Below are 21,450 nucleotides of genomic sequence, written 5' to 3' on the forward strand. Positions count from 1 at the left end.
AATTGGGGGCGATGTTATTTTTTACAAGCGTGAAATGTGGTTTTTTTTAAAAAACAGCTTTTTTCTGTAAATATTTAGTAAAACCTTTGAGCCATGTATTGAGTAAATATAACCACGCAATGGCACTAAATACCACACCAGCCACAGTGCACGCTTTTACCCAAATGAAACTGTCCCAATAGAAAAAGATTAACGGAATAAACCATAGCGCAGCAAAAGCTGCCAAAATCAAAAAAATGAGAGCATTGCGCATAATCCACAACGCTTGCGCATGTATCCATACCTCTGCATTATCTGCCACTGCTACTTTACGTGCTAACCAATACGCCAACACGGCTGTAATCACCGTAAACAATGCAAGAAACATAAACAAATAAGAGCTCGTAATAAATTTACGATGCTGTTCTGGATTTGTTTGCCCCATGGGTGTTTTTGACCTCAAATTTATTGCATACCGATTTACTTATTATGCAATAAAATTTCCTATGTTATTTTCTGTTAAAGATTAAGTGCTACTATATTGAAGTTTTCAATTTTTCGCACCTAATATTCTCAACAATTTATGTATTTTCTGTAGTTTTTTTAATCTTAAACCAAGTCGCATACAGCGCTGGTAAGAAAAATAACGTTAAAAGTGTCGCAATAATTAAGCCACCCATAATGGCCACTGCCATTGGTCCAAAGAAAATACTCCGAGAAAGCGGAATCATGGCCAATACTGCTGCCAAGGCGGTGAGAATAATTGGACGGAATCGACGAACTGTAGCATCCAAAATTGCATCCCATTGATTCTGCCCTGATCGAATATCTTGTTCGATCTGATCAATCAGAATCAGTGAGTTACGCATAATCATTCCAGATAATGCAATGGTACCCAGCATCGCCACAAAACCAAAAGGCTTATTGAATAAGAGCAGGAATAAAACCACCCCAATTAAACCTAACGGCGCTGTCAAAAATACAATGAATGAGCGAGAAATACTCTTTAACTGCAGCATCAGCAAAGTAAATACCACCGCAAGGAATAATGGCATCCCTGCATTCACAGAGGTTTGCCCTTTTGCCGACTCCTCTACCGCGCCACCAACTTCTAGCAAATAACCACTAGGTAAGGTTGTACGGAGCTGATCCATTTTTTCAGCCAGCTCATTGACCACGGTTGCAGGCTGTAACTTGGTCCGAATATCTGCACGTACAGTAATGGTCGGTAATCGATTGCGGTGCCAAATTAAACCATCTTCAAATTTATATTGAAGCGTAGCGATCTGCGCCAAAGGTACGGTGGTACCTTTACTTGTTGGAACAGCAAGACTGGATAATGCTTCAACATTGACACGCTCAGCCTGATCACCGCGGATACGAACATCAATCAGCTCACGTTTTTCACGATATTGATTGATAATTGCACCCGATATCGAACTGTTTAAAAAATTCGCCAAATCTTCTGAGGTTACACCCATTTGACGGGCACGATCTTGATCAATCACCAACGAAATGATTTTACTTTGCTCACCCCAGTCCAAATGAACATTTGCGGTATTTGGATTTTCACCAACCAGTTGAGCAACTTTTTGCGCTTCCTGACGAACAATTGCAATGTCTTCACCCGATACACGAAATTGCAATGGATAGCCAACAGGAGGACCATTTTCTAATAAAGAGACACGAATACGCACCTGTGGCAATAATTGGCGAATTTGCGTATCTAAGGATTTACGAATTTCATCACGATCATCCAGTGATGATGCTAAAACCACAAATTGTGCAAAACTGGCTTGTGGCATCTGTTGATCTAAAGGCAGATAGAAACGTGGTGTACCTGTTCCTACATAAGCAACATAATTATCAATACCCTTTTGCTTGGATAAAAATGCCTCGACTTTCTTGACGGCATCTTCAGTTGCAGTCAGTGATGCGCCTTCTTCCAGTTTTAAATCAACCAAAATTTCGGCACGGTTTGAAGACGGGAAAAATTGTTGGGGTACAAACTTAAACATCACCACAGACAGGACAAAAACCCCAACCGTAATTGAAATGACGGTTTTTCTATAGGTCACGCACCAATTCACCAACTTTCTAAAGCTTTGATAAAATTTAGATTGATATGGATCAAAATGCTCACCAGTATGATGAATCACGGGCTGAGGTTCTGGTTGCTTACGTAATCTTGCAAGAAGACGCTGATACCACGGTGCTTTTTGTGGCACTTTGTTAAAATCTGGAAGTAACTTATCCCCTAGATAAGGAACAAAAACCACAGCAGCAATCCATGAGACAATTAAGGCAATGGTCACCACTTGGAAAATTGAACGGGTATATTCCCCTGTGCTTGATGCGGCTGTAGCAATAGGTAAAAAACCTGCTGCGGTAATTAATGTTCCGGTCAGCATCGGAAATGCGGTACTGGTCCATGCAAAACCAGCTGCCTTCATCCGGCTATAGCCCTGTTCCATTTTGATGGTCATCATTTCGACGGCAATGATGGCATCATCAACCAATAACCCTAAGGCCAGAATCAAGGCTCCTAGAGAAATCTTATGTAAGCCAACATCAAATAAATTCATGCCTGCAAAAGTCATCGCAAGCACCAGTGGAATCGAAAATGCCACCACCAAGCCTGTACGAAAACCAAGCGAAAAAAAGCTCACCAATAAAACGATAATGACTGCTTCTGCAAGAACTTTGACAAATTCATGAATACTGCGTTGAACAGCCACTGGTTGATCTGAAACTTTTTTCAGTTCCATACCTAAAGGCAGTGATTTTTGTAAGGTTTTAAATTCCGTTTCTAGGTTTTTACCCAGTGCGATGATGTCACCACCTTTACGCATAGAAACCGCTAAACCAATTCCATTCTCACCCATAAAACGCATGCGAGGTTGTGCAGGCTCACTAAATCCACGATAAACGTCAGCAACATCGCCCAGTTGAATGGTTCTATTTCCCACCAACAAGGGCATTTTTTTCAAATCATCGACACTTTTTAAAGCACCACTGACTCGTACTTGAATACGGTCAGTGCCTGTTTCAAAAAAGCCAGCACTGGTCACACTGTTTTGCTTTGCCAAAGCCTCTTGGATTGCAGTAACTGGTACGCCCATTTGTACGGCTTTAGTGTTGGAAAGCTCAATCCAGATTTTTTGATCTTGTAAGCCCACCAGATTGACTTTACTGACATCTTTTACCCGTTGTAAGCGAAGCTGTAAACGGTCTGCATATTCTTTTAACGTTGCATAATCAAAATCTTTGCCTGTTAAGACATAGATATTCCCAAAGGTATCCCCAAACTCATCATTAAAAAACGGCCCCTGAACACCAGAAGGTAATTGTGTTTTGATATCGCCTACTTTTTTACGCACTTGATACCAAACATCTGGAATTTGGTTAGATTTTAATGAGTCTTTTGCCATAAACATGACCATAGACTCACCTGGACGCGAGTAAGCCATAATCTTGTCATAGAGCCCTGTGCTCATCAGTTCTTTTTCAATTTTATCGGTAACTTGTAAAGAAACCTCTTGAGCTGTTGCACCAGGCCAATAGGTTTGTACCACCATGACTTTAAAAGTAAATGGTGGATCTTCACTCTGAGAGAGTTTTGAATAGGAAAATAGCCCAACAATACCCAATAGGATCATAAAATAAAGTACTAATCCTTTATTTTTGAGTGCCCATTCTGACAAGTTAAAGGAGTTAAATGGACTCATGATCATGCTCCTTTTTGAACAGTTACAGCACGATTTTCACGGTCTACCGGTTTTATTTTTTGCTTTTCACGAAGTAAATGTACCCCTCCTACAACCACCCATTGCCCAGGATTTAAGCCTTTCACGACAGTAACGCTGTCACGGCCATAGCTGCCCAAAGTCACTGAAACTTTAGCAATCGTTTGGTCTGGATTCACCACCCAGATATAGGCTTGATTGTTATTTGCTGAGACGCTAGATAAAGGCACACTCAATACATTTTGAATATTTTGATTAAAGAATACCCGTGCACTTTGCCCAAGTTGAATTGCGGACTGCCCTTCTTTTAAAGCCACTTTAACCATAAATGTACGTGATTGATCGGCTGCTGGAGAAATCTCTCGAACATAGGCAGCAAATCGATCTTGAGGTTTAGACCATAAAGTCACCCATGCATTTTGTCCGACTTTAATCTCTGCAATGGCTTGTTCAGGTACACCTATCACCACTTCACGATCACCATCAATCGCCAGTTGGTATGCCGCTTGCCCTGCTGAAATCACTTGCCCAGTTTCAATATTACGTTGGGTAATCACCCCATTTTTATTGGCAATCAATTGGTTATAACCCGTTTGATTGGCGCTCACATCATAATTGGATTGGGCTTGTTTTAAACTTGCCTGAGCAGCATCATATTGATTTTTCACTGAATCATACTGTGAACGACTCACAGCATTGATCGGTAAGAGCTGCTGAAAGCGTTTAAATTCATCTGCTGCAGCCTTAGCTGCAGATTGTGCACTTTCGAGTTGTGCTTTGGCTGAGTTCAATTGCAATTGGGCATCTTTCACATCAAGTTTTGCTAAGACTTGCCCAACTTTGACACGAGCCCCAACATCGACATAGCGTTCTGTAATTTGTCCCCCGACACGGAATGCCAATGCTGTTTGCTGTCGAGCTTGAACATCCCCCGCATAACTTTTTTGGTCTTCATGTGATGTTGTAGGTTGGGTCACCATCACCAAGGGAATTTGTTCCGCTTCAGGTGCTGGTTTGCTACACCCCACTATTGTTACACTACACAATACCAATAGGCTCGTGATCATTAAATTTAAACTACGCATAGGCAAGGCTCTTAATCAAATGCATTTTTTCGGGCAAAATAGAATGAGTATATTTATTTGCTCATTTTTTAATTAATATACTGCATGGTACAGTAATTGTGAATCATGTATAGAGTAATTGACCTATTTTTCTTTTTTTGGAACTTATTGTGCAAATAACAGCTGGACGTCCAAAGGACTTAGAAAAACGGAAACACATTTTGGAAGCCGCCAAAAAGCTATTTCTAAAATTGGGTTATCACGGTTCAAGCATGAATCAAATCGCCAAAGAAGCAGGCGTTACAAAGCTGACGGTATATAACCATTTTCAAGATAAAGAAACTTTATTTAGTTGTGCCATAGAAGCAACCTGTGAAGCCTCTATCGATGCTCGACCATTACGACTCAATCTTCAAAGTGATTTTTATGCGCATTTTTTTCAGGCGTGTGAGTTGGCCCTCACTGTCATTAGCTTACCTGAAGCCATTAAACTTGAGCATCTATTGTTAGAACTTGCCGCAGAAAAAAATCCTTTGGCTTTACAGTTTTATAATTCTTCCCATCAAAGAATGTGTGCAGTTTGGCAAGATTTTTTCCAACAAGCGGTCACGCTTAAATTTATTCAAACAGATGATATTGAAAAACAAATTAATTTAATTTTGTCATTATTATTGGGTGTTCGACACCACGAGGTCTTATTGGGGATTCGCCCGATTCCTACGGAAGATGAAAAACAGCAAATCATCACCGAAAGTATTGATTTATTTATGATGAAATATAAAGCCAACTGAAATTATTTAAAAACAAAATAATGTCCAATTGTTGTTTAAGGCATACTCAATGCATATCGCATAGGCTTGTTGATATCAAAAGGGCAAAAACTAAAGCTAAATATCCAAATTAAAATTAAGCCAAAGTCGACTTCTTGCACAGTCATTTACATACTTTTGTAGGGAGTCTCTTGGATTGTGGTGGAATCACGTTATATTCGAGATAACAAGAACTGGAGAGTAACAAATGGTTCAACAAATTGATGCTCCGCTGCGTGAAGATGTACGCTTACTCGGAAACCTTTTAGGCGAAACGCTAAAGGAACATGCAGGACAAGATTTGTTTAATCAAATTGAACAAATTCGGGCTTTAGGTAAAGGCGCTCGAGATGGTCAAATTGAAGCAGAAAAACAACTTGAACAATTATTTTTAAATTTAAAAGATGATGAAATTCTGCCACTCACCCGCGCCTTTTCACACTTTCTAAATTTTGCCAATATTGCTGAACAATATCACGTTGTGCGTAGTCGTCGACAAAGTGAGTGCGATGAAAACTCACCATCACCCAATGTGCTGGATCATTTATTTAGCAAATTCAAAGATCAGCAAATTTCAGCAGAAACGCTCTATAAACAAATTTGTGAATTAAAAATTGAATTGGTTCTCACAGCGCATCCAACCGAAGTCAGTCGTCGTACTTTAATCCAAAAATATGATGGCATTAATCATTGCCTGTCTACTTTTGATCAGCAAAAACTGACACCTAAGCAACGTGCAGATGTGTTAACCGATTTAAAACAACTGATCTGTTCTGCATGGCAAACTGACGAAATCCGTCAGCATCGCCCAACCCCGATAGATGAAGCAAAATGGGGCTTTACCACGATTGAACAGACTTTGTGGAATGCGGTTCCAAAATTCATCCGTGAATTGGATGACCTCGTTCAGGACAATTGTGCAAAAGCTTTGCCTTTGGATATTTCTCCAATTCGTTTTGCATCTTGGATGGGGGGTGACCGTGATGGCAATCCGAACGTCACCCATAACATTACTCAAGAAGTTTTGTGGTTGTCACGCTGGAAAGCGGCTGACCTTTATGTGCGTGATATTGAAGATCTTCGTTGGGAACTCTCGATTGAAGCCTATTCCAATGAGCTACTTCAAGCTTTGGGTTATAGCCATCCTGAACCTTACCGTGAATATTTGCGCGCGACCCGTGAACGCCTCAAAGCAACCCGCCAATGGTTGGCAGATAAATTACGTGGTCAGCATTCAGATGTAGATCGCAGTTTAATCATTCGCCATAAAGATGAATTATTACAACCGTTATTACTTTGCTATCGTTCACTGATGGCATGTAATTTACCTGAGATTGCCAATGGTAAATTGCTCGACTTTATCTATCGAGTAAATTGTTTTGGTATTGAATTGCTTAAACTGGATATTCGCCAAGAGTCAGGTCGCCATCGCCAAGCTATCTCAGCAATTACTGAATATCTTGGTTTGGGTAATTTTGAGACATGGACAGAACAAGCGCGTCAAAATTTCTTATTGCAAGAATTACAAAGCAAACGCCCGTTATTGCCTAAACATTTAAATGAGCCTTCAGGTAGTCTGATTGAAAACCCTGATGTTCAAGAAGTCTTTGCAACCATGCGTACTTTGGCTGAACAACCCAAAGAAAGCTTAGGTGCTTATATCATTTCAATGGCGGAATATCCAAGTGATGTTTTGGCGGTATTGTTACTGCAAAAAGAAGCGGGAATTGAACATCCATTACGCGTTGTTCCTTTATTTGAAACCTTGAAAGACTTGGATGGTGCTGCAAGTACCATGAGTACCCTGTTCAATATGCACTGGTATAAACAGCATATCCAAGCTAAGCACGAAGTCATGATTGGCTATTCGGATTCTGCCAAAGATGCTGGTTTTATGTCCGCAAACTGGGCCCAGTATCGTGCGCAAGAAGAGCTGACTGCAATTGCCAAACAACATGGCGTTCAACTGACCTTGTTTCATGGTCGTGGTGGTTCAATCAGTCGTGGTGGTGCACCAACCCAACAAGCATTATTTTCTCAACCGCCGGGCTCAATTTCAGGTGCAATCCGTGTGACTGAACAAGGTGAAATGATTCGCTTTAAATTTGGTCTAGAAGAAATTGCCTTACAAAATTTGGAAATTTATGCTGCTGCGACCTTAGAAGCGACATTATTACCACCACCTGTGCCAAAACAAGCATGGCGAGATTTGATGCACAGCATGACGGATTTATCTGTTCAGGTATATCGTCAGACCGTGCGTGAAAATCCTCATTTTGTTAAATATTTACGCACCGTCACCCCTGAGCTTGAGTTACAAATGTTGCCGCTTGGTTCACGCCCTGCGAAGCGTAAAGTCAGTGGTGGGATCGAATCTTTACGTGCCATTCCTTGGGTTTTTGCCTGGACCCAAATTCGTTTAATGCTTCCTGCTTGGCTGGGTACTGGCGCAGCGATCAACCAAGTGATTGATCAAGGTCAAAAAGCGGTATTGGATGAAATGTTAAAGGAATGGCCTTATTTCCAAACCTTAATTGATATGTTGGAAATGGTCCTCTCTAAAGCCGACTCAAATATTGCACTGTATTATGAATCTCATCTTACCGATGATGAAGACTTAAAAGTACTTGGTGCTGAATTACGTCAACGCTTGCATGATGCAGTACAAACCCTGTTGGCGATGAAAGGTGAATCGCAACTGTTAAGTTCCAATGATGTACTTGATCAAGCCATGAAAGTACGTAAGCCGTATTTATTACCCTTACATTTATTACAAGCCGAATTGATGAAACGTCGTCGTGCATACTTGGCTGAATGTCAGGCGGAGCATACCCCTGTAGATCATGCACTGATGGTCAGTATTGCTGGTATTGCAGCAGGTTTACGTAATACGGGTTAAGTTCAAGTTTCTTTGAAGGGGTACATAGGTACCCCTTCAACTTAGTGACCCTCGATAAAGTCATTTCTTTGATTATGGATATAAGCAGAAAAGCATTGGTTTCTTGTTTGGAAGCAAATATTAAAACTGCTACTCATCCAAGTATCGACTTGACTTTGTTTATAGAAAATTTCTGCAATAGGATGAAGATAATAATTAAACCCATCTGCTTGTTGCTCAAAAGAACTATAACTTCGTGCTTTGCTATACAAGTTGTTTAAATCTTGCGTTATTTCCTGAATATTTTGGTTAAAAAACCAAACGATTACATCGTTATTTTGAAATTCACGAGTTCGATAAACGCCTGTTTCATCACATTCAACAGCAAAAATTTTTGCACCTGAATCACTAAAGCTTGAATAGAGCAATTTGGATGATTGGATTTGCTCATGCTGACCAACCTCCATTTCACGAATTTGTCTGGATATATTTAAACATTCTGGTAATTTTTTAAGATCAGATTCAGCATTATTAATAAAAAGTCTTATTGCTTTATCAATGACATACATTTCACCCGTTCCCGTGATAACACCACCATCCCACCCATACAACTTTACATCGTCATATTCCTCAAAATCATTGATATTTTTATCTTTTAATTGAATGTTTTTGTTATCTACAGCAACCACTACACCATCCTCAAGTTGTATAGCAATGATAAAAGTCATATTGTTCATTTTTGTAAGATATGCTAAACATATAATATCAACAAACTAATAAATGGTATAGTCATGGCTGGTGGTTCACAAATCATCATTTCAAAAAATGGCATAACAATTAAAACACCAAATGATTTTAAAGTTTTTGCCGGGCAACATCAGTTTAAAGCGGGAAGTCGTGTTAAAGCTGAAATTCCAACACTTCCTATCTTAAAAGAAGAGACTCTATTTAGTAATAAATGGGATTTTTATGATCTTTTTTATCAGACTGATTTTTCTAATGTGAAATATAAGCTCATCAATAATAAAAATAACACCTATGTTTCAGGGACACTGGATCAGCATGGACGAACCCAAAGACTAAGCTCGAACCATAATGATGACTACGATATTCTCATTGGTACAGAAGAAGATTGGACCGTGTCTGTAGATGATGGTCTTGACGATGAGGACGCGTTTGAATACCTATGCCGTTCACATGACCAGCATCATCAAGAGGTTTAATGATGGATTGCTTAGCAAATATTAAATTTCTTGATGCATTAGAACAACCTATTCAAGGATTAGTCCATCAACTTTGGGTGGGATCTTCTCTTATATCTGATCATGTTACTCCTGCCAGTGGTGAATCTGTTTGGTTTAAGCGACCTATAGGCACGATGATTGATGTGAGGATCAGGAGTAGTACATCTGGGGAATATCAATCTAAAGTCAAAATACAGCTGGTTGGAGAAAAAACCATTTTTATTGTTCGTAGCCCAAAAGTTTTACTGAAAGGCGTGAATCTTTCTACAAAGGATGTGGCAACTGGTACTTATCTAAGATCAACCTATATTGTGGCTGAAGGTGATTATTTATCTCGAATAGCGAATGATAATCAAACAACGACATCAGAATTGATCAAAATAAATAATTTAAAAAGTGATACAGATATTCATCCTGGGCAAGTGCTAAAAATCCCTGTCAAAAAAACAGCAACTCCTGAAAATAAAACTAAGCCAGTAGAAACAAAGCCTCGTCAGCAAGAAAAAACCACGATCATTGTGGTTCAGTATAAAGATACATTAACTTTAATTGCAAAGCTTACAGCTAATACGGTCGATGAAATTAAAAAGCTTAATGGGCTAAGCGATGATCATCTCCGTGAGAACCAAAAGTTAAAAGTCTATGACCGAAAAGTAGGGCTCACTCAAGCAAAAGCTAAAATTGAGAGCAAGAAAGATAAGAAGTCTACGCCACCAAAAGTAAAACAGAATGCTTCTCAAAACAAAGAAGAATCTCCTGTGGCTGAAGTGGAAGCATCTGATCCTGTCAATACTAGTGGCTTATTACCAGAGGCATGTGGAGGAGAGAAGCATTACAAACGGGCATTAGCTAGAATTTCTGAACTTCATCCAATATATCAACCCTACATAATTCAATTAATTAATACTGGCTACCAAACACTCAACATATGTTGGACAATTACGGATGGTTATAGAAGCCCTGCAGCACAAGGCGCTTTATCTAGCGGGGTTACAAAAGCGGGACCATTAAAAAGTTATCACCAATATGGTTTGGCTGTAGATGTTTGGTCTGTGCGAGATGGTGAAATTGTTGCCTATAATCAGAAATTATCTCCACAAGACAGAAGAAGTAGTGCAGAAGAAGATCATAAAAAATTAGGACCAATTGGTGAACAATTAGGATTAGTATGGGGTGGTCGATGGAAATCCCTAATTGATAGGCCTCATTTCGAATTACATCCCAATGGAAAAACATGGCGTGACTTAAGACCTCAACTTTTAGTACTTGGTATAAGTAATTATAAAAAATTAAATTTTTAGCTTTCGGAGTGTTTATGAAAAATATTTTAGCCTTGTTATTTTTTATTTTTATAGTTGGAGGTTGTACAACTAAAATCACTGATTCTTATAAATATACAGGATATGAAATTAAAAATAAATTTAAAATCTTACAGAGCTTTACCATAGATTATGAAGTTGAAAATGGAGGTCCCGTCTTTGATAATGAAATTAGTATCTATAAATTAGATAAAAAAAATTGTGTGATTGTTTCTCAAATAGATGGTGATTCTGGAGTATATGGAACTGAGACAATATTATATTTTTTCAATTCAAAATTTTTAACAGGTTACAGAGAAAATTATAGTTATACTGTTTTAAATAATGAAGGAACTCTAAAGTCGAAAATTCCAAAATATGAGAAGCATATGATTAATAATAAAAATCTTGTCGAGTTAGAAAAAGAACTTCAAAATTATATAAAGTATATAAACAGAAGAACGTTGAATCAGTGCTAACGAAAAATGAAACTATTAATTTAGAAGCAACTTCACACAAATAAAATGCCTAATTCATCAACAATTGCAAAAAAATCTCAATTTGAATGGAAAAAATTTAAGCAGTTACAAAATCCTGAATTATTCTTCTTTTTTATATTTATATTTTTTAATACTTTGATTTTACGCACTAACATTATTCAAATATTTGACCGAATGGTACAAAACATCAATTTTCCCTAATAAATGCAAGTGCTTAGTTTGACTAAAATGATTAAAACTCTCGAAAAGAAAGCGTATGATGTGTCCAATTTGTTTTTTGAGTGCTCAATTTATGTCCAACTGGTTTCCCAAATGGCGTCCTTATTCTGGCAGCATTGATGCAAGACCTGTCGGTACCAATGAGTATCTACCTCCTGCGCAAAGTGTCGTTTTAGGGATTCAACACGCATTTGCCATGTTTGGTGCAACTGTACTCGCACCCTTTTTAATGGGCTTTGACCCAAACCTTGCCATTTTAATGTCAGGGATTTGTACCATCTTATTCTTTATTGTTACGGGTGGTCGTGTTCCAAGTTACCTAGGTTCAAGCTTTGCCTTTATTGGGGTCGTAATTGCCGCTACTGGCTATGCTGCATCAGGTACGGGTACGCCAAATGCAAATTTAGCTGTTGCAGCTGGCGGGATCATGGCATGTGGTGTGTTGTATGCAATGTTCGGCTTGCTCGTGATGGCAACGGGAACCAAATGGATTGAAAAACTCATGCCACCAGTGGTGACTGGTGCAGTGGTCATGATCATTGGTTTAAACCTTGCGCCTGTTACGGTGAAAGGTGTCGCTGGCAATGACTTTAATATGTGGATGGCCTTGGTCACTGTACTGTGTATGGGTTCAATTGCTGTATTCACGAAAGGTCTATTACAACGCTTATTGCTCTTGGTCGGGTTGTTATTGGCTTATTTGATCTATTTCATTGTTGCAAATGTAATGGGAAATGGGACACCGATTAATTTCACGCCTATTCAACAAGCTGCATGGTTTGGTACACCCACTTTCCATTCACCTGTTTTTGATCTCAATGCAATGTTAATTATTGCCCCGATTGCTTTAATTTTAGTGGCAGAAAACTTGGGTCATATCAAAGCAGTCAGTGCCATGACTGGCGAAAACCTAGATTCACAAATTGGTAAAGCTTTTGTTGCAGATGGTATTGCAACCACGCTTTCTGGTGGTGTCGGCGCACCTGGTATGACCACCTATGGTGAAAATATTGGTGTAATGGCCGTTACGCGTGTTTATTCTACGATTGTTTTTGTCATTGCTGGTATTTTTGCAATTTTCTTAGGGTTTTCACCTAAATTTGGCGCAGTTATTCATACCATTCCAACGGCCATTTTAACAGGTGCTTCAATCGTGGTCTTTGGTTTAATTACCATTGCGGGTGCGAAGATTTGGATTGAAAATAAAGTCGATTTTTCTCAAAATAAAAACTTGATGGTTGCCGCAGTAACAATCATTTTAGGAACGGGTGACTTTGCCCTTCAATTTGGTGATTTCAACTTGGGTGGTATTGGTACTGCAACGTTTGCAGCATTGATTCTCAACTGGTTCTTTAGCTTAAAAGATAAATCATAATTATAAATTTAACCTATTTTAAGCAGCCAAAAGGCTGCTTTTTTTATTTTTATATAATGTGAGCATCTATCCACAAATAAACGTTTTTTATTTCTTGGAGAGAGGTCTCACTTGGTACATTTGGATGATCAAGTTCTTTTAACAAGTATTGAAATGCTGCTTTCTGTTCAGGATATACATCTATCGCTTGTGCCACAGTATCGTTTAAATTACATGGCCATCCTTCTATATTGTCCAATGTCAAAGGGAGCAGTCGTATTATCCGTTTAATTAAAGATTTTTTAAGGTTGATTAATTCTTTTGCTGTTTGATCAGATGCCTCTAATATGCGTAAATACCCTTGTATATCTGCATCATAACCACTATTTATCGCCTTAATTACATCTCGATCAATCTGAACATCGTTAAAGAGCGCAGATAAATCTTCTCCATAAATACACTGACAAAAGAATTTGATCCATGCTCCCCAACTTTGTAGGGAATGCTCATTTAAAACCTCGTCTAGAAAACCAATATCGACATCAACTTTAGGTATAAATGGGTGTAAAACCCTAAGATTTGCGCTTATTTCAACAATTTTTTCATTTAAATTTTTAGGTTTATTTTTAAAAACAACACAAAGGTCTAAATCTGACTGACCGATAATTGCAATGCCTTGAGCGACACTGCCATAAACATAGATACTATGTAAATCTTCGGCAAAGCTGCGACTAAAAGCGTTAATCACCTCTTCTAGCACGGGCTGAAATACTTTTTGAATCCTCATTGATTGCAACATTCATTCACTTTTTAATTTTTAAAAAAAATTAACAATTGAGACAAAATAAAATATACTCATTTTAATTAGACTATAAAAACTAAAAATGATGAACATGAATAAATTTTTTTTTGTTACTCTCATTATATGCCTAACAATAAATCCTCTCCTCGCAGAAAATCAAACTCTTAAAGATATTCAACTTCTTGCGGAACAAGGAAATTCCAATGCACAATTCAGATTAGGCAACATCTACTTGCAAGGAAAAGAAACAGAAAAAAACCCCATCAAAGCTTTAGATTGGTACACCAAAGCTGCTGATCAAGGGCATTCAACAGCTCAATTTGCACTAGGAGTTCTATATGACTTTGGTGAATATGCTGACAGCATAAAACAAGATTCTGTAAAGGCAATCAAGTGGTATACAAAAGCAGCAGATCAAGGTGTTGCCATTGCTCAATTTAACCTTGGAAATAACTATTACAATGGCGATGGTACAGATAAAAACTATGCAAAAGCGTTTGAATTATTTACAAAGTCTGCATTTCAAGGAAATGATGATGCTCAGTTTTATTTAGGTTTAATGTATGCTTATGGGCAATATGTTAAACAAGATTATGAGCAAGCGTTAAGCTGGTATACTCAATCGGCTAATCAAGGGAATAGTAAAGCTCAATTTAATCTTGGAAACATGTATTTATATAAAAAAGGCGTAGAACAAAATTATACTAAAGCATTTGAATGGTGGACTAAAGCAGCTGATCAAGGTCTTGTTAATGCCCAATTAAATTTAGCTTATGGTTATTATACTGGTCAAGGTACTCAACAAAATTTTGTAAAAGCTTTCGAGTGGTACAATAAAGCTGCCAATCAAAACTCTATTACAGCACAACTTTACCTAGCAAAAATGTATAGAGATGGTGAGGGTGTAAAACAAGACTATTCCAAAGCATTTGAGTGGAATAGTAAGGCATCAGCCCAAGGAGACCCCACTGCGTCCTACAACTTGGGCATTATGTATAGAGATGGTGAAGGCGTAGCTCAAAATTATAAAAATGCTTTTGATGCTTTTAACAAAGCTGCCAATCAAAATCATAGTTCAGCATTATATAATTTAGGAGTCATGCACTCTAAAGGTTTAGGTATACCTCAAAACTCTACCAAGGCTCTTGAGGCGTTTAGTAAAGCTGCTGATCTAGGACTGCCTGAAGCTAAAGAGATTTTAAATAAAGTTAAAAATACAAATACTTTGCTATATTTTTAAAGCTGAACTATTGATATTCACTCTCTTTCCAACATAGTTTTTAAACAAGGAGAAAAAAACAAATTCCCTTGATACATCCCCCGCAAAGTTTTGCTCATCACCATCACCCACAACATCATTAAAATTGCAGCAAATGCTAAGCCTGTATCTACAATAAAACTGAGATGTAATTGGTGACCTAAACTCAATATTGCCAAGGTAAATACACCCAGTGGGAAAGTCAGGCCCCACCAACCGAGATTAAAAGGTAGCTCGGTTGCCGCATGTTTAAGTGTGGTTAGAACTGCGATTGCAACCCACCACACACCAAAGCCAAGCAAAATAAAACTTGCCACAATCCCAGCATTTTGAAAGAACACACCTAAATTTTCTAACTGAATCAATGCCAAAACTTGAGGAGCCTGAGCACCTAGAACCAAGAGTGCCAATGCACCTGTACCAATTGGCCCTAAAGCTAACCAGCTCGTAATTGCCAACTCTTTGCTCGGCAATTGATGTACAGCCAAACGTAACATCAGAATGGTGAGAATCCCAAAAGCAGGCAATACAGACATCCCCCACAGCATATAACTGGCGAATAAAATAGCCACTGCCTGTTGACTAGCATGCATATGCGCTAAAAGTAAGCCGCCTGATGTTGCTGCAACTTCACAGGCCACAATTGGCAATAGCCACATTGCAGTCATTGTATGCAATTGATGATCTTGTTTATGGAACATACAAAACGGTACCAGCACCCCAATACCCACCGCTAAAACCACATCGACATACCACAACAACTGCGCAATTTGGAACGCAACATCACCATAAATGGGTATGCCATATTTTAAAAAGCCATTTAATACCGTTGCCAACCCCATTGGAATTGCACCTAAAAAGAGTGCCATTGCTGGATGGGAAAAAATCTGCTTCGCTTCTTGAGGATAGATGAGCCAGCGTAGAACATACAGTATGATAAATACAGTAAACAGTAGTGTGTTGAACTGCCATAAAATAGTTGCCAGCTGCCATAAAAAATCAGATGCAAACGGAAACTCAGGCAAGATCAGTGCAACAACCCCTGTTCCCATGGTCATGGTGAACCAGTTTGGCGTAAACTGTCGAATCACATCACCTGTTTGTTCAAGTTGGTAAAATGGCTTTTTCATCGCTTCATCCTCATTTCAGCAGATAAATTGATTATAAAAGCATCTTTTAATAAATAAAATTGATTTAATTTAATAAAATGAATCAATTTTACTGATATAAAAGTATTCTCAGTCATTTTTTTCTGGATAAAAACACAACAACAAAGACGAAACTGTGAGATTATGGCAATATATAGTCCTTTCAAATTTTAAGCTTATTTTGAAACCATGCAGCTGTTACGTCTAAATGCCTTAGCACCAAATTTTCAATTGCCCCAAACCGCTGTGACGATTGGCAATTTTGATGGTGTCCATTTGGGACATCAGGCGATGGTTTCTCAACTCAAAGAAGTGGCTAAAGCCCAAAATTTAAAAACCTTGGTGATGATTTTTGAGCCGCAACCTTTAGAGTTTTTCAAAGGTTATGAAGCACCACCACGGATTTCTTCACTCAGAGAAAAAGTAGAATATTTATCTGAATTGGGTGTCGATTATATTGCTATCGCTAAATTTGATAATCAATTCCGTAGCTTAAGTGCAGAAAACTTTGCAAGCCTGTTAAAAAACAAACTCAATGCGCAAAGTTTGATTTTAGGTGATGATTTTCACTTCGGTAAAGACCGTCAAGGCAATAGTGAATTTTTAAAACAATATGGTTTTGATGTCACCAATCTCAATACCATTGAATTTAATGGCGAACGTGTCAGTTCAACCCGTATTCGCCAAGTTCTCCAAGCGGGTGACTTATCACTTGCAGCAAAATTATTGGGTCGCCCATACAGCATGATTGGTCGTGTGCAATATGGTGATCAAATTGGTCGTACTTTGAATTTTCCAACCATCAATGTTCGACTTGGCCGTCATAAACCCTGTTTAAGTGGTATTTATGCTGTCGATGTTATTTGCGAAAGTACCTCATTGACACAGAAAGTCAAAGCTGAGAACCCCAATAAAATAGGTGTTGCTGGCTATCAAACAGATGCGTTATTTGGTGCGGGCCATGTGGGAACACGCCCTGCAATCAAACAAGAACATCCAGAATGGCGATTAGAAGTACATTTTCCAAATGTTTCTGCTAATCTGTATGGTCTGTTAATGCGGGTCACTTTCCTCGACTATTTACATGGTGAATTAAATTACCCATCACTTGAAGCGCTTCAGGCGGGAATTGATGATGATGTCGAGCGTTTGCTTGAGTTTCGCAAAAACACCCCCAAATTTCCTTTTTAACTTAAACTTTTATTGTAAAACGCGTCAGCAATGGTGCTGATAATATTGGATGACAACTTGCATGAGCGATAAGCAAACTTCTGAAAATGCAGTGGATTATAAAGCCACGCTAAACCTACCAGGTACTGAATTTGCAATGAAAGCAAATCTCGCAGTACGTGAAGCAAAATGGTTAGAAGAGTGGTATGCCGACAACATTTATCAGCAGATTCGTGCTTCGCGTATTGGCAAGAAAAAATATATTCTGCATGACGGTCCTCCATATGCAAATGGTTCATTGCATTTAGGTCATGTCGTCAATAAAGTTTTAAAAGACATTATTGTTAAAAGTCGCACTTTAGATGATTTTGACGCACCTTATGTTCCAGGTTGGGACTGTCATGGTCTACCAATCGAGCTCAAAGTCGAAGAAAAAATCGGTAAAGTTGGCGTAAAAGTTGACGCATCGACTTTCCGTAAAGCCTGCCGTGAATACGCATATACCCAAGTCGAATTACAGAAAAAAGACTTTGTTCGTATGGGCGTGTTTGGGGACTGGGATAATCCATATCTCACCATGAACTTCAAACAAGAAGCAGATATTGTTCGCGCGCTCGGTGAAATTGCCAAAGCAGGTCATATCGAACCTGGTCTAAAACCAGTGAACTGGTGTATGGATTGTGGATCATCACTTGCTGAAGCAGAAGTGGAATATGAAGATAAAAAATCTGATGCAATTGATGTGGGTTTCGGTGTTGTAGATCTTGCTGATTTGTCTGCAAAAGTTGGTGTCAGCGTTAGTAATCCAACAGATATCGTGATTTGGACAACGACACCGTGGACATTACCCGCGAACCAAGCAGTTGCCTTACATGCAGATATTGCCTATCAATTGGTGGAAGTTCAGTCTGAGCGGGGCACACAAAACTTAATCTTAGCTAAAGATTTAGTTGAATCTGCATGTGAACGTTACAAACTTGAACAACCAAAAGTATTGGCTGACTTTGTTGGTGCGACTCTCGAAAACTTACAATTACAACATCCATTGATTGTAGATCGTCAAGTACCTGTAATTTTAGGTGAACATGTCATCGCAACCAGTGGTACAGGTGCTGTGCATACTGCACCTGGACATGGTGTGGACGATTATAAAGTTGGCTTAATCTATAACTTAAAAGTAGAAAACCCTGTAAGTGGTAATGGTGTATATTTACCGACTGCGCCTCTTTTTGCAGGCGAGCACATTTATAAAGCCAATCCAAAAATTATTGAAGCATTAACAGATGCTGGCAAACTCTGGGCGCATCTGCCAATTAAGCACAGTTACCCACATTGCTGGCGTCATAAAACACCAATCATCTTCCGTGCAACCCCACAGTGGTTTATCAGCATGGATGCGAATGGGTTACGCCAAGATGCTTTAAATGCAATTGAAAATGACATCGACTTTGTCCCTGATTGGGGTAAAAACCGTATCAAGTCAATGATTGAAGGTCGCCCAGACTGGTGTATCTCTCGTCAACGGACTTGGGGGGTGCCGATTCCATTCTTTGTACATAAAGACACCAATGAATTGCATCCTCGTACCGCAGAGCTCATTGAAGATGTGGCGAAGCTCATCGAAAAAGAAGGCATTGATGGTTGGTATAACCGTGAAGCCAAAGCATTTATCGGTGATGATGCTGAACAGTACAATGCTGTTCGTGACACACTCGATGTATGGTTTGACTCAGGTACAACGCACTATGCAGTATTGCGTGAACGTGCAGAACTGCAAGATCCTGCTGATTTATATCTTGAAGGTTCTGACCAACATCGTGGTTGGTTCCAGTCTTCATTGCTCACGTCGATTGCGATCCATAAACGCGCACCTTATAAAGCCCTGCTTACGCATGGTTTTACCGTGGATGAAAAAGGTCGTAAATTATCGAAATCATTGGGTAACTTTATCCCACTTGAAGACATCATTAAGCAGTTAGGTGCTGATGGTTTACGTTTATATGTTGCATCAAGCGATTATCGTTATGAAATTGCCGCAAGTAACGAAATTTTTAGCCGTGTAAGTGACAGCTATCGTCGTATTCGTAATACTTTACGTTTCTTATTGGCAAACTTGAACGGCTTTAAACCATCAACAGATGCGTTACCTGTAGACCAATTGATTGCATTGGATCAATACATCTTACAACGTGCAGCAGACGTACAGAAAACCATTCAACAAGCTTATGAAGATATGAACTTCCATGTCGTCACCAATGCTTTGACCAGTTTCTGTATCAATGATTTGGGTGGTTTCTATTTAGACATCATCAAAGACCGTCAATACACCACTAAAGCAGATTCAACAGCACGTCATTCTGCTCAAACTGCGTTGTATCATTTGGTTCAAGCCTTTGTTCGTTGGATGAGCCCTATCTTAAGCTTTACAGCACAAGAAGCGTGGCCATTGATTCCAGAACAAACTGAAAAATATGTATTTACTGCGCATTGGTATGATATTCCAGTGGCATCAAGCACCAACTTGATCTCTGAAGCAGATTGGCAAACCTTAATTGAAGTCAAATCTGCGGTTAATAAACAGATTGAGACAGCGCGTAATGCGAAATTGGTCGGTAGTAACCTATCTGCTAAAGTTGAACTTTGGGCAAATACAGACCTACAAAACGTCTTGAAGCAATTGGGCGATGAGCTTCGTTTTGTCTTGATCACCTCTCAAGCAATTGTTTATGACTACGCTGAGCAAGGTGAAGCAACAGAGCTTGAAGGCCTACGTGTTAAAGTTTCTGCTGCTGAAGGCGAAAAATGTGCACGTTGCTGGCATGTCCTTCCAGATGTGAATACACATCATGCACATCCAGGGCTTTGTTCTCGTTGTATTATTAACCTTCCTACAGGTCAAGGTGAAGAGAGAAAATATGCCTAATCCGCAAAATAAAAAGGGCTTATTACAGTTTTATCCGCATAATTTGATGTGGCTTGGACTTTCTGTCCTTGCCATTATCATTGACCAATGGACAAAAAATATTGCAAGTGCAGAGCTGACTTATGCTCAACCTGTACCTGTACTGCCCTTCTTAAATTGGACATTACTGCATAATTACGGCGCAGCATTTAGCTTCTTGTCTGATGCGGGTGGTTGGCAGCATTATTTATTCACAGGCCTTGCAGGCGTTGTATCGATCATCTTTATTTTTTGGCTTATGCGTATGCCAAAAACCACGCTGATCTTACCTGCTGCAATCGCATTGATTCTTGGCGGCGCATTGGGGAATTTAATTGATCGTGTGACATTAGGTTATGTCGTCGATTTTATTCATTTGCATTACCAAGGCAGTAGTTTCCCTGCATTCAACATTGCCGATAGTGCGATCACTCTCGGTACGATTTTATTGTTAATTGATACCTTCTTTTTAGAAAAGCATCGTATTCAACGTGCGGAAGCGCAAAATGACTGAACAAATGATTAACCCCAATGACGAAACGCGTGTTGCGGATGGCTCAAAAGTAGAACTGCATTTTTCTGTTGCTATCGAAAGTGGTGTTGAAATTGATAACACACGTAGCCGTGAAGAGCCTGTAAGCTTAGTGATCGGGGATGGCAGTTTATTGCCAGGTTTTGAAAAAGCCTTATTTGGTCTTCGTGCAGGTGACCGTCGTACTGTTAGCCTTCCACCAGAAGATGCTTTCGGTCCGTGGAATTCTGAAAATGTGCAAAAATTCGATACAGTAAAATTCGAACAACGCCCTGTTGAAGGCCACATGATTGAGTTTGAAGACAAAGCCAAACAAAGTCTATTTGGCGTGGTTAAAACTGTCGGTGAAGACATCACTGAAGTGGATTTCAACCATCCACTCGCAGGTAAAAATATCACTTTTGAAGTAGAAATCTTCAAAGTTACTCCTGCGGGTCAACAAGGTGTGAAAATTATGTAAGCCTTTGCTCATATAATATTTAAAGCTCCTTCGGGAGCTTTTTTATTG

The 21,450-nt window shown here is 39.1% G+C and carries 17 protein-coding genes; 11 read left to right on the forward strand and 6 right to left on the reverse strand.

Translation table 11 applies throughout. The features are described 5' to 3' along the window. Nucleotides 1-46: 46 nt before the first annotated feature. From FY049_RS16110 to FY049_RS16120, 3 genes are all read right to left on the reverse strand, one after another. On the reverse strand, nt 47-424 hold the full coding sequence (locus tag FY049_RS16110; protein ID WP_004718846.1) for a hypothetical protein: 378 nt from the start codon (nt 422-424) through the stop codon (nt 47-49). Between the two features lie 136 nt (nt 425-560). Then, on the reverse strand, nt 561-3,707 hold the full coding sequence (locus FY049_RS16115; RefSeq protein WP_004718847.1) for an efflux RND transporter permease subunit: 3,147 nt from the start codon (nt 3,705-3,707) through the stop codon (nt 561-563). Between the two features lie 2 nt (nt 3,708-3,709). After that, a complete protein-coding gene (locus FY049_RS16120; RefSeq protein ID WP_056517017.1) occupies nt 3,710-4,810 on the reverse strand; it encodes an efflux RND transporter periplasmic adaptor subunit in 1,101 nt (366 codons plus the stop codon). 149 nt (nt 4,811-4,959) lie between these two features. On the opposite strand from FY049_RS16120, the gene FY049_RS16125 reads away from it, so the two are divergent. After that, a complete protein-coding gene (locus FY049_RS16125; protein WP_004718853.1) occupies nt 4,960-5,580 on the forward strand; it encodes a TetR/AcrR family transcriptional regulator in 621 nt (206 codons plus the stop codon). 226 nt (nt 5,581-5,806) lie between these two features. Further along, nucleotides 5,807-8,497, forward strand: a complete 2,691-nt coding sequence (gene ppc / locus FY049_RS16130; protein ID WP_004718854.1) for a phosphoenolpyruvate carboxylase — start codon at nt 5,807-5,809, stop codon at nt 8,495-8,497. A 41-nt stretch (nt 8,498-8,538) separates the two neighbouring features. Here ppc and FY049_RS16135 read toward each other — a convergent pair whose 3' ends face one another. Further along, nucleotides 8,539-9,213 (reverse strand): hypothetical protein, encoded by a 675-nt coding sequence (locus tag FY049_RS16135; protein WP_105713937.1) that lies wholly within the window; start codon nt 9,211-9,213, stop codon nt 8,539-8,541. A gap of 54 nt (nt 9,214-9,267) precedes the next feature. Between FY049_RS16135 and FY049_RS16140 the strand changes: the two genes are divergently transcribed. The 4 genes from FY049_RS16140 (at nt 9,268) to FY049_RS16155 (ending at nt 13,112) form a co-directional block, all read left to right on the forward strand. Further along, a complete protein-coding gene (locus tag FY049_RS16140; RefSeq protein ID WP_446084001.1) occupies nt 9,268-9,699 on the forward strand; it encodes a hypothetical protein in 432 nt (143 codons plus the stop codon). Nucleotides 9,700-9,701: 2 nt separating this feature from the next. Continuing rightward, the gene (locus FY049_RS16145; RefSeq protein ID WP_151956667.1) at nt 9,702-11,021 is read left to right on the forward strand and encodes a LysM peptidoglycan-binding domain-containing protein; all 1,320 of its coding nucleotides are present in this window, start codon (nt 9,702-9,704) and stop codon (nt 11,019-11,021) included. Nucleotides 11,022-11,035: 14 nt separating this feature from the next. After that, a complete protein-coding gene (locus FY049_RS16150; RefSeq protein WP_224964508.1) occupies nt 11,036-11,497 on the forward strand; it encodes a hypothetical protein in 462 nt (153 codons plus the stop codon). A 313-nt stretch (nt 11,498-11,810) separates the two neighbouring features. After that, complete coding sequence (locus tag FY049_RS16155) at nt 11,811-13,112, forward strand: solute carrier family 23 protein (RefSeq protein WP_224964507.1); 1,302 nt, start codon at nt 11,811-11,813, stop codon at nt 13,110-13,112. Between the two features lie 49 nt (nt 13,113-13,161). On the opposite strand, the gene FY049_RS16160 is transcribed toward FY049_RS16155, so the two are convergent. Beyond that, entirely contained in the window at nt 13,162-13,878 is a 717-nt protein-coding gene (locus FY049_RS16160) for a nucleotidyltransferase domain-containing protein (RefSeq protein ID WP_056517009.1), read from the reverse strand. A gap of 106 nt (nt 13,879-13,984) precedes the next feature. On the opposite strand from FY049_RS16160, the gene FY049_RS16165 reads away from it, so the two are divergent. After that, entirely contained in the window at nt 13,985-15,133 is a 1,149-nt protein-coding gene (locus tag FY049_RS16165) for an SEL1-like repeat protein (RefSeq protein ID WP_056517006.1), read from the forward strand. A gap of 17 nt (nt 15,134-15,150) precedes the next feature. Here FY049_RS16165 and FY049_RS16170 read toward each other — a convergent pair whose 3' ends face one another. After that, nucleotides 15,151-16,281, reverse strand: coding sequence for a TDT family transporter (locus FY049_RS16170; protein ID WP_056517004.1), 1,131 nt, complete (start codon nt 16,279-16,281; stop codon nt 15,151-15,153). A 207-nt stretch (nt 16,282-16,488) separates the two neighbouring features. Between FY049_RS16170 and ribF the strand changes: the two genes are divergently transcribed. The 4 genes from ribF to FY049_RS16190 all read left to right on the forward strand — a co-directional run bounded on the left by ribF (nt 16,489) and on the right by FY049_RS16190 (nt 21,402). Then, the gene (gene ribF / locus FY049_RS16175; protein ID WP_224964506.1) at nt 16,489-17,490 is read left to right on the forward strand and encodes a riboflavin biosynthesis protein RibF; all 1,002 of its coding nucleotides are present in this window, start codon (nt 16,489-16,491) and stop codon (nt 17,488-17,490) included. A 61-nt stretch (nt 17,491-17,551) separates the two neighbouring features. After that, a complete protein-coding gene (gene ileS / locus FY049_RS16180; protein WP_004718871.1) occupies nt 17,552-20,392 on the forward strand; it encodes an isoleucine--tRNA ligase in 2,841 nt (946 codons plus the stop codon). Then, a complete protein-coding gene (lspA, locus tag FY049_RS16185) occupies nt 20,385-20,924 on the forward strand; it encodes a signal peptidase II (RefSeq protein ID WP_004718873.1) in 540 nt (179 codons plus the stop codon). Before ileS ends, lspA begins: the two co-directional genes overlap by 8 nt. After that, nucleotides 20,917-21,402 (forward strand): FKBP-type peptidyl-prolyl cis-trans isomerase, encoded by a 486-nt coding sequence (locus FY049_RS16190; RefSeq protein ID WP_004818226.1) that lies wholly within the window; start codon nt 20,917-20,919, stop codon nt 21,400-21,402. The genes lspA and FY049_RS16190 overlap by 8 nt, the downstream gene beginning before the upstream one ends. The last annotated feature ends 48 nt before the right edge of the window (nt 21,403-21,450 follow it).

The sequence above is a fragment of the Acinetobacter sp. 1125_18A genome (assembly GCF_052824985.1).

What these genes read in the sequence shown, in the direction of transcription:
- FY049_RS16110 (WP_004718846.1), bottom strand. Translation starts at nt 424, where the DNA reads ATGGGGCAAACAAATCCAGAACAGCATCGTAAATTTATTACGAGCTCT.
- FY049_RS16135 (WP_105713937.1), bottom strand. Translation starts at nt 9,213, where the DNA reads ATGAACAATATGACTTTTATCATTGCTATACAACTTGAGGATGGTGTA.
- ileS (WP_004718871.1), top strand. Translation starts at nt 17,552, where the DNA reads ATGAGCGATAAGCAAACTTCTGAAAATGCAGTGGATTATAAAGCCACG.
- ribF (WP_224964506.1), top strand. Translation starts at nt 16,489, where the DNA reads ATGCAGCTGTTACGTCTAAATGCCTTAGCACCAAATTTTCAATTGCCC.
- FY049_RS16150 (WP_224964508.1), top strand. Translation starts at nt 11,036, where the DNA reads ATGAAAAATATTTTAGCCTTGTTATTTTTTATTTTTATAGTTGGAGGT.
- FY049_RS16160 (WP_056517009.1), bottom strand. Translation starts at nt 13,878, where the DNA reads ATGAGGATTCAAAAAGTATTTCAGCCCGTGCTAGAAGAGGTGATTAAC.
- ppc (WP_004718854.1), top strand. Translation starts at nt 5,807, where the DNA reads ATGGTTCAACAAATTGATGCTCCGCTGCGTGAAGATGTACGCTTACTC.
- FY049_RS16165 (WP_056517006.1), top strand. Translation starts at nt 13,985, where the DNA reads ATGAATAAATTTTTTTTTGTTACTCTCATTATATGCCTAACAATAAAT.
- FY049_RS16170 (WP_056517004.1), bottom strand. Translation starts at nt 16,281, where the DNA reads ATGAAAAAGCCATTTTACCAACTTGAACAAACAGGTGATGTGATTCGA.
- lspA (WP_004718873.1), top strand. Translation starts at nt 20,385, where the DNA reads ATGCCTAATCCGCAAAATAAAAAGGGCTTATTACAGTTTTATCCGCAT.
- FY049_RS16155 (WP_224964507.1), top strand. Translation starts at nt 11,811, where the DNA reads ATGTCCAACTGGTTTCCCAAATGGCGTCCTTATTCTGGCAGCATTGAT.
- FY049_RS16115 (WP_004718847.1), bottom strand. Translation starts at nt 3,707, where the DNA reads ATGAGTCCATTTAACTCCTTTAACTTGTCAGAATGGGCACTCAAAAAT.
- FY049_RS16140 (WP_446084001.1), top strand. Translation starts at nt 9,268, where the DNA reads ATGGCTGGTGGTTCACAAATCATCATTTCAAAAAATGGCATAACAATT.
- FY049_RS16190 (WP_004818226.1), top strand. Translation starts at nt 20,917, where the DNA reads ATGACTGAACAAATGATTAACCCCAATGACGAAACGCGTGTTGCGGAT.
- FY049_RS16145 (WP_151956667.1), top strand. Translation starts at nt 9,702, where the DNA reads ATGGATTGCTTAGCAAATATTAAATTTCTTGATGCATTAGAACAACCT.
- FY049_RS16120 (WP_056517017.1), bottom strand. Translation starts at nt 4,810, where the DNA reads ATGCGTAGTTTAAATTTAATGATCACGAGCCTATTGGTATTGTGTAGT.